General features: G+C 52.1%; 2 protein-coding genes. One reads left to right on the plus strand and one right to left on the minus strand.

The genetic code is table 11. From position 1 onward, the window contains the following. Nucleotides 1-1,167 (plus strand): alpha-amylase (locus tag STRDD11_RS10040; RefSeq protein WP_128837319.1); only part of this gene is annotated, 1,167 nt, incomplete at its 5' end. Between the two features lie 371 nt (nucleotides 1,168-1,538). Here the strand turns inward: STRDD11_RS10040 and STRDD11_RS10045 are convergent. Then, on the minus strand, nucleotides 1,539-2,556 hold a 1,018-nt coding region (locus STRDD11_RS10045; protein ID WP_164828463.1), incomplete at its 5' end, for a M42 family metallopeptidase.

Below are 2,556 nucleotides of genomic sequence, written 5' to 3' on the forward strand. Positions count from 1 at the left end.
GAAGCTATCGCCGATGTGGTGCTCAATCACAAGGCCGCTGCGGATGAGACCGAGACATTTTCAGTTGTTGAGGTAGACCCAAGCAACCGAACCCAGGCCCTGTCTGAACCCTTTGACATTGAAGGCTGGACCCACTTTACCTTTCCCGGCCGCCAGCAGACATACAATGACTTTGAGTGGCACTGGTACCACTTCACCGGGACCGACTATGATGCCGCCCAAAATAAATCCGGCATTTATCTGATTCAGGGCGACAATAAAGGCTGGGCAGAAAATGGGCTGGTGGATAGGGAAAACGGCAACTATGACTACCTCATGTATGCTGATATTGACTTTAAGCACCCCGAAGTCATCCAGAATCTCTACGACTGGGCCTACTGGTTCATCGAAACGACGGGAGTCCACGGCTTTCGGCTGGATGCGGTCAAGCACATTGACTCTTTCTTTATGGGCAATTTCATCCGTGATATTACCGAAAAATACGGTGAGGATTTCTATGTCTTCGGCGAATTTTGGAATGGCGATGAGACAGCCAACGATGCTTATCTGTCCAGTATTGACTACCGCTTTGATCTGGTCGATGTTAAGCTGCATCAGAATTTCTTTGATGCCGGCAAGGCCGGGGCAGACTATGACCTGCGCACCATTTTTGACTACAGCCTAGCAAAAAATCACCCTGAATCAGCTGTGACCTTTGTGGACAATCACGACACCCAGCGGGGGCAGGCCCTGGAATCTACTGTTGAAGAATGGTTCAAACCGGCTGCCTACGCCCTTATCCTGCTGCGGGAAGCTGGCCTGCCCTGTGTCTTTTACGGAGACTACTACGGTATTGAGGGTGACTTTGCCCAGCAAAGCTTCCAAGAAATCCTGGATAAACTTCTGGACATCCGCCTCCAGCTGGCTTATGGGGAGCAGACTGACTATTTCGACGACCCCCACTGTATCGGCTGGACCCGTCAGGGCAAAGAAGACGGCCGGCCAATCGCCGTTGTCATCAGCAACAGCGGCCCCGCCAGCAAGCGCATGCAGGTCGGACCAGAGTGGGCAGGACAGGAATTTACCGACTACCTGGGCCACTCAGCAGCCACTGTCACCATCGACCAGGAAGGCTGGGGCGACTTTCCCGTGGAGGAAGGATCGGTCAGTGTGTGGAGTGTCAGATAAAGCCAAATAAAAACCGACTCGCAGCTCAAACTGCGAATCGGTTTTTTGCTACTGATTTTGATACTAGCCAATGAAAAACTTCAGCAATCAAGGCAGTTAGCATGTATAGTCTTTTAGTTTGCTTTTAGCAGTAAAACTGTCTGGGGGACAGTTTTATCCTGTCGCTTAAAATACAGGACGATAGGGCAGCGAGCTGCTCAAAACTCCAGTGGAGGTTTTGAGATGGCGGATAAAGCTTCCGAGAGGAAGCGTCAAAAGTACAACTGATGCAAGCTTCACTTGCCATATCCACAACCTACAACAGCCTTCTAGTCTGTTGTAGCAAGGCGAGCTAACAAAGTAATAAAAGATAAACTAAATGACGATAAGTCTTAATCCACCAACCTACTTCTCAGATAAGCATCCACCATGCGCTCTGTCGCGACAACTGAATCAATATGGGTACGCTCATAAGAGTGACTGGATTCGATACCAGCGCCTAACAGAGCATGCTTGACTTCTGCTCCGGCGCTCATGGCTGCGGAGGCATCTGAACCGTAAAATGGATAGATGTCCAGTTTGTAGGGGATTTCCTGCTCCTTGGCCAGGTTTACCAGATGCTGGCGAAATTCATAGTGGTAAGGGCCGGAGGCATCCTTGACGCAGATGGAAACGGTGTACTCGTCGGTCTGCTGGTCGTCGCCCATGGCTCCCATATCTACGGCCAGATACTCGACTGCCTGAGCCGGCAGGCTGGAATTGGCCCCGTGGCCTACTTCCTCAAAGACACTGAAGGCAAAATGAGTGGTCACCGGAAGCTTGACACCTTCCTCCTTATAGACTCTCAGAAGGTTGAGGAGAATAGCTGCGCTGACCTTGTCATCCAGGAAGCGGGACTTGATAAAGCCGGTTTCGGTCACAGTGGTCCGCGGGTCAAAGGAAACGAAATCTCCGACTTCAATGCCCAGGGCGCGTGTTTCTTTTTCGCTGGTCACTTTCTCGTCCAGACGGACTTCCATATTGTCCTGGGTTCGCTCCACCGTCCCGGCATCCTTGTAGACATGGCAGGAGGTCTGGTGGACCAAGATAGTGCCGCTGACCGTCTTGCCGCTGCTGGCCACATGAACCAGGCAATTCTCACCCTCGATCATATTCCAAGGGAAGCCGCCAATCCGGTCCAGCTTGAGCCGGCCGTCAGGCTTGACAGCGCGGACAATAGCCCCCAGCGTGTCGACATGAGCCGTCACCACCCGGTGTTGGTCATCCTTTGCCCCCTTGACCACGACATGGACGCCGCCTTTATTGGTGCGGATGGGCTCATAGCCCAGTCCAGTCAAAGTCTTCACCAGATAGTCCGCCACCTCAGCCGTAAAGCCTGTTGGGGAAGGAATAGCCGTTAATTCTTGTAAA

It is taken from the genome of Streptococcus sp. DD11, assembly GCF_001578865.1.
Lineage (GTDB): Bacteria > Bacillota > Bacilli > Lactobacillales > Streptococcaceae > Streptococcus > Streptococcus panodentis.